This window comes from Kitasatospora sp. NPDC005748, from assembly GCF_040630735.1.
In the GTDB taxonomy this organism is placed as follows: domain Bacteria; phylum Actinomycetota; class Actinomycetes; order Streptomycetales; family Streptomycetaceae; genus Kitasatospora.
On the sequence record NZ_JBEXYD010000126.1, the window covers coordinates 1 to 6,549 of the forward strand.

The window sequence follows — 6,549 nt, forward strand, 5'->3', positions numbered from 1 at the left end:
ATCGCGGCCAGCACCGGCCACTTCGCCGGACTCGCCGTCGCGAACACCTCCAGGCCCAGGTGCCGGGCGAGCTGCACCGCCGCCATGCCGACGCCACCGGCGCCCGCGTGCACGAGCACCCGCTGGCCCGCCTCGGCCTCGGCCAGTTCCACCAGGGCGTACCGGGCCGTCATGAACGCCACGGGCACCGACGCGGCCTCGGCGAAGGTCCAGCCCTCCGGGATCCGCGCCAACTGCCGGGCGTCCGTGACCGCCACCGGCCCGAACCCGCCTGCGGCGACGCCCATCACCCGGTCGCCGACCGCGAGGCCGGTCACCTCGGGGCCGAGGTCGAGCACCGTACCCGCGAGCTCACTGCCCATCACACCACCGCCCGGGTACATCCCCAGGCCGATCAGCACGTCCCGGAAGTTCAGCCCGGCCGCGTGGACCGCCACCCGGACCTGTCCGGTCTCCAGCGGGTCGCCCGTCTGCGGCGCCGGCGCCGGTGTCAGCCCCTCCAGTGACCCGCCGGCGTCCGGCTCCAGCCGCCACGGGCCCTCGGGCACCGCCAACTCGCCCGCCGGGCGCGCCAGACGCCGCCCGTGGGCCTGGTCGGCGCGGACGACCAGCTCGGACTCACCGCTGCCCACCGCCGACGGCAGCACCGTGGCGGGCGCACCGGACTCACCGGCGGGCAGGTCGACCAGGACGAGTCGGCCGGGGTTCTCCGACTGCGCCGAGCGCAGCAGGCCCCAGACGGCGGCGGCGGGCAGATCGGCGACCCGCTCACCGGCCGCGGCAGCGACAGCTCCCCGGGTGACGACCACCAACCGGGCCTCGGCCAGCCGCTCCTCGGCCAGCCAGGCCTGGGCCAGGCCGAGCACCTCACCGGTCACACGCGCGGCCGCCTGCGCCGGGTTTCCACTGTCCTGGTCACCGGCGCAGGCCAGCACCTGGGCGGGCTCGATCTCCCCCGCCTCGGTGGCGGCGGTCAGACCGGCCAGGTCGGCGAAGGCCCGGACCGGAACGCCGGAGGCCTCCAGTGCCTCGGCCAGACCGAAGCGATCGGCGCCGATCAGCGCCCACGCCCCGACCGGAGCCTCGGCAGCGCTCAGCGGGGCCCACTCGACGGTGAACAGGGCGTCGGCCACCGTCGAGGCAGCGGAGTTCAGTTGGTCGGCCGCCACCGGACGGGTGATCAGCGACTCGACGGAGACCACCGGAGCACCCGTGGCGTCCGCCGCCACCAGCACCAGACTGCCCTGCGCATCCCGGCGCAGCCGAGCCCGCAGCACGGACGCACCCGCCGCGTGCAGCTCGACGCCCGTCCACGCGAACGGCAGCCGCACCTGCCCGGAATCGCCCTCCTCGGAACCGCCGACCAGGGCGCTGGCGTGCAGCACACCGTCCAGCAGGGCCGGGTGCAGACCGAACGCACCCGCATCGGCGGCCACGCCCTCGGGCAGTGCCACCTCGGCGAAGACCTCGTCGCCCCGGCGCCACACCGCGCGCAGCCCCCGGAACGCCGGGCCGTAGCCGTAGGGCGTCCCGGCCAGCGCCTCGTACATACCGCTGACGTCCACCGCCGTGGCCCCGCGCGGAGGCCAGACCGCGAAGTCCTCCTCGGCGAGCGCGGGTTCACCGGCGTGGGCGACCAGACCGCTCGCGTGTTGGAGCCACGCCTGCTGCGCGTCGGCGGCGTCGGGGCGGGAGAACACCTCGACCGTCCGACGGCCGTCCGCATCGGCGGCGGCCACCACGACCTGGACCTGCACACCGGAACCGTCCGCCGGGAAGATCAGCGGCGTCTGGAGGGTCAGTTCCTCCAGCAGGCCGCACCCCACCTGGTCACCGGCCCGGACCACCATCTCGACGAAGCCGGTCCCCGGCAGGAGCGCGACGCCGCCGACCACGTGGTCGGCCAGCCACGGGTGCGTCCGCAGCGACAGCCGCCCGGTGCAGACCAGCCCCGCGCCGCCGGCCAGCTCGACGGCCGCGCCCAGCAGTGGGTGACCGACCGCGCCCAGGCCGAGCGAGACCGCGTCCCCACCGAGGGACGGCGCCACAGCCGGAGGCCAGAACTGCTCGTGCTGGAAGGCGTAGGTGGGCAGCTCCACCGACTCGGCGGCCGGGAGCACCGTGCGCCAGTCCACGGGGGCACCGTTGACGAAGGCCTCGGCGAGTGAGGCCAGCAGGCGCTGGGCACCGCCGTCGTCGCGGCGCAGCGTGCCGCAGACGGCCGCCGGCAGCGCGGCGGAGTCCAGCGCGACCTCTTCGAGCGTGTCGTTCATCGCGCCCAGCAGCACCGGGTGCGGAGTCACCTCGACGAAGACCTGGTGGCCCTGACCGGCGAGCGTGCGCACCGCCCGGTCGAAGTGGACCGTGGCGCGCAGGCTGCCGTACCAGTAGGCGGCGTCCAACTCCTCGCCGGTCAGCGTCTCGCCGGTCATCGCGGACACCATCGGGATCCGGCCCCGGCGCGGCGCGATACCGGCCAGGACCTCGGTGATCTCCGCTTCGAGGCGGTCCACCTGCGCCGAGTGCGAGGCGTAGTCCACCGCGACCATCCGGGCGCGCACGCCCTCCGCCTCGAACTCCGCCTTCAACTCCTCCAGCGCCTCCGGCTCACCCGAAACCACCACCACCGACGGCCCGTTGACCGCCGCCAGCGACAGCCGCTCACCGAACCGGGCGATCCGCTCCTCCACCACCGCGGCGCTCCGGCTCACCGACAGCATCCCGCCGAGACCTGCCAGCACCTTCAACGACCGCGAACGCAGCGCCACCACCCGCGCGCCGTCCTCCAGCGACAGCATCCCCGCAACCGTCGCCGCCGCTATCTCGCCCTGCGAATGCCCCACCACCGCAGCAGGCGTGACACCGGCGGCCTCCCAGACCGCCGCCAGCGACACCATCACCGCCCACAGCGCGGGCTGGACGACATCCGCCGCCGTCAACTCCGTCACACCCGCCAGGACATCGGCCAGCGACCAGTCCACATAAGGCGCCAGCGCCGCCTCGCACTCCGCCAAGCGTGCCGCGAACACCGGGCTCGACAGGGCCAGTTCACGGCCCATCCCCACCCACTGCGAACCCTGCCCCGCGAACGCGAACGCCACCCGCGCACCCGGCCGCGCCACACCCGACACCACCGACCCCGACGGCGCACCGGCCGCCAGACTCTCCAACCCGGCCACCAGCTCGCCGCGCCCGCCACCCAGCACGACCGCCCGGTGCTCGAACACCGACCGCGTCGTCGCCAGCGACCACGCCACCTCCGCCGACTCCACCGACGGCCGCGCCGACACCCACGCGTGCAGCCGCTCCGCCTGCGCCGTCAGGCCCTCGGCCGTGCGGCCCGACACCAGCCAGGCGTCCGCCCCCGACACCACCGGCGCCGTCGCCGGGGTGTCACCCTCCTGGGGCTCGCCGCCCCCGGCCGGGGCCTCCTCCAGGATGATGTGCGCGTTGGTGCCGCTCAGACCGAACGAGGACACCCCGGCCCGGCGGGCCCGCTCACCGGCCGGCCACGGCACGGCCTCGGTCAGCAGCCGGACCTCGCCTTCCGTCCAGTCGACGTGCGGTGACGGCACGTCCGCGTGCAGGGTCTTCGGCAGCTGCTCGTGCTGGAGGGCCAGCACCATCTTGATCACACCGGCGACACCCGCCGCCTGCTGGGAGTGGCCGATGTTGGACTTCACCGACCCCAGCAGCAGCGGCCGTCCCTCCGGACGGTCCTGGCCGTACGTGGTGAGCAGCGCCTGCGCCTCGATCGGGTCGCCCAGCGTGGTGCCCGTGCCGTGCGCCTCGACCGCGTCCACGTCGGCGGCCGAGATCCGCGCGTTCGCCAGGGCCGCGCGGATCACCCGCTGCTGGGACGGACCGTTCGGCGCCGTCAGACCGTTGGACGCGCCGTCCTGGTTCACGGCCGAACCGCGCACCACCGCGAGCACCTTGTGCCCGTTGCGCAGCGCGTCCGACAGGCGCTCGACGACGACCATGCCGGCGCCCTCGCCCATCCCCATGCCGTCCGCGTCGGCCGAGAACGCCTTGCAACGCCCGTCCTCGGCCAGGCCGCGCTGCCGGGAGAACCCGACGAAGCCCATGGTGGTGGCCATGACCGTGACACCGCCGGCCAGCGCCAGCGAGCACTCCCCGGCGCGCACCGCCTGGCAGGCCAGGTGCAGCGCCACCAGCGACGACGAACACGCCGTGTCGACGGAGACCGCCGGCCCCTGCAGACCGAGCAGGTAGGAGATGCGGCCGGACATCACGCTGGCCGCACCACCGGTCATGAGGTGCCAGTCGAGCCCCTCCATGGTCTGCAGGGACTGGTGCGCGACGTAGTCGGAGGGGGCGACGCCGACGAACACGCCGGTCTGCGAGCCCCGGAGCGAGGCCGGGTCGACCCCGGCCCGCTCCAGCGCCTCCCAGGACGTCTCCAGCAGCAGCCGCTGCTGCGGGTCCATCGCCAGCGCCTCACGCGGCGAGATCCCGAAGAACCCGGCGTCGAAGCCGGCCGCGTCCCGCAGGAACCCGCCTTCGACCACGTAGGACGTGCCCTGGTGGTCGGGGTCGGGGTCGTAGACGCCCTCGGTGTCCCAGCCGCGGTCGTCCGGGAACCCGGAGATCGCGTCCCCGCCGGCGGCGAGCAGCTCCCACAGTTCCTCGGGGGTCGTCACGCCCCCGGGGTAGCGGCAGCTCATGCCGACGATCGCCAGCGGTTCCGAGGCCGCCGAGACGAGCTGGCGGTTCCGCTGTCGCAGCCGCTCGGTTTCCTTCACGGAGGCACGCAGCGCTTCAAGGAGCTTGTCGGCCTGTCCGGTCATCGCTGCCTCCACGCATCGAGCATCATCAACATCACTCCGACTCGCCGTCCAGGGCCAGGCGGATCAGGCTGTCCGCGTCCAACTCGTCGATGGCTTCGGCCTCTTCGCCCTGGTCGCCGATCAGCGCGGCGTCCCGGACGTCGGCGAGCCGCATGAGCGCCTCCATCAGCCCGGCATCGCGGAACCTGGACAGCGGGACGGTCGCGAGGGCCTTCCGCAGCTTCTCCTCGGCCGCGTCCGCCTCGCCGTGCTCGGCGAGCTCCGGCAGCAGCTTCTCCAGCAGGAGCCCGGCCAGTTCCGTGGGGTTGGGGTAGTCGAACACCAGGGTGGCCGGCAGCCGCAGTCCGCTCGCGGTGCCCAGGCGGTTGCGCAGTTCGACCGCGGTGAGCGAGTCGAAGCCCAGGTCGGTGAAGGCCCGGGTGGACTCGACCGCCTCGACGGAGGCGTGCCCCAGCACGGCGCCCACGTGGGCCCGGACCAGGTCGACGAGCAGCCGCAGCCGCTCCGGCTCCGACACCCCGGCCAGCTGCTTGCGCAGCGAGTCCGCGCCGACGGCGCCCGAGGCGGCGTGGCGCCGGCCCGTCCCGCCGCCGACCAGGGCCCGCCACAGCGGCGGGACGTCGGCGGCGCGGCCGGCCTGGGCCCGGAGCCCGGCCAGGTCCAGCTTGGCCGGGACCAGCACCGCCTCGTCCCTGGCGAGCGCCAGGTCCAGCAGCGCCAGGCCCTCGTCCGCGCTGAGCGCGGCGACGCCACCGCGGTTGATCCGGGCGCGCTCGGAGTCGCTGAGCCGCCCGGTCAGTGCGCTGGCCTCGGCCCACATGCCCCAGGCGAGCGAGGTGGCGGGTAGTCCGGCCGCCCGGCGGTCGGCCGCCAGCGCGTCCAGGAACGCGTTGGCCGCCACGTAGTTGCCCTGACCGGGGCTGGCGAAGGTCGCCGCGGCCGAGGAGAACAGGGCGAAGTGCTCCAGGTCCAGCCCCAGGGTGAGTTCGTGCAGGTTCCAGGCACCGTCGGCCTTGGGCCGCATCACGGCGGCCACCCGCTCGGGGGTCAGCGACGCGATGGTCGCGTCGTCCAGGACACCGGCGGTGTGGACCACGGTCGTCAGCGGAGCCCCGGCCGGGACTCCGGCCAGGACGGCGGCCAGGGCGTCGCGGTCCGCCGCGTCGCAGGCGAGCACGTCCACCGACGCACCCGACTGCGCCAGCTCCGCGGCGAGCGCGGCCGCACCCGGCGCGGCCGGGCCGGAACGGCCGGTCAGCACCAGCCCGTCGGCCCGCCCGGTGGTCACCAGATGCCTGGCCACCAGGCCGCCGAGCGTGCCCGTGCCACCCGTGACCAGCGCCGACCTGCCGCGCTCGCGGGGTTCGGCCGGGCCGACGGTGACGGTGAGGACGAGCTTGCCGGTGTGGCGTGCCTGCTGCATGAAGCGGAACGCCTCACGCGCCCGCCGCACGTCCCAGGCCCGGACCGGCAGCTTCGTCAGCGTGCCGGCGGCCATCAGGTCGACGATCCGGCCGAGCATCGCGCCCATCCGCTCGGGCCCGGCCTCGCCCAGGTCGAAGGGCCGGTAGAAGACCCCCGGGTACTGGACGGCCAGGGCCTCCGGGTCCCGGAGGTCGGTGCGGCCCATCTCGACGAAGGCTCCACCGCGCGGCAGCAGCCGCAGCGAGGCGTCCGTCAGCTCGCCCGCCAGGGAGTTGACCACGATGTCCACACCCGCGCCGCCGGTGGCGGCGAG

General features: G+C 75.0%; 2 protein-coding genes. Both read right to left on the reverse strand.

Going from position 1 to position 6,549, the window contains the following annotated elements; translation table 11 throughout:
- Positions 1-4,811: beta-ketoacyl synthase N-terminal-like domain-containing protein (locus ABZ495_RS36590; RefSeq protein ID WP_359840296.1), on the reverse strand; the 4,811-nt coding region annotated here is incomplete at its 3' end.
- A gap of 31 nt (positions 4,812-4,842) precedes the next feature.
- Positions 4,843-6,549 (reverse strand): SDR family NAD(P)-dependent oxidoreductase (locus ABZ495_RS36595; protein WP_359840298.1); only part of this gene is annotated, 1,707 nt, incomplete at its 5' end.